Here is a 278-nt window from a genome sequence, read left to right as displayed (position 1 = left end):
CCCGTGCCCGCGACGTTCCACGGCATGCCCCCAAGATGCCCGACCATGGCATGGCCGACAAAGGCGCCGAGCAGGAACATTCGGCAAGAACGGCCGGCAAGCATGCAGTGCACAACCATGCCGCAGACAAACATGCTGCATACAAACAAAAAGGCCTTCGATCCGAGATCAAAGGCCTTCTCATTGTCGCGGCGCATATGACTGCGCCACCTTGCCACACCATGCATTGCCACGCCATGCATTGCCACGCCATGCATTGCCACATTTTTCATTGCCAC

General features: G+C 57.9%; 1 protein-coding gene. It reads right to left on the bottom strand.

Annotated features, from left to right (window positions below; translation table 11 throughout):
* Positions 1–197: hypothetical protein (locus tag SB765_RS29295; protein ID WP_410932445.1), on the bottom strand; the 197-nt coding region annotated here is incomplete at its 3' end.
* Positions 198–278 lie beyond the last annotated feature (81 nt).

The organism is Pseudomonas sp. SIMBA_067 (assembly GCF_046534675.1).
Lineage (GTDB): Bacteria > Pseudomonadota > Gammaproteobacteria > Pseudomonadales > Pseudomonadaceae > Aquipseudomonas > Aquipseudomonas putida.
This window is presented reverse-complemented; position numbering and strand designations above follow the sequence as displayed.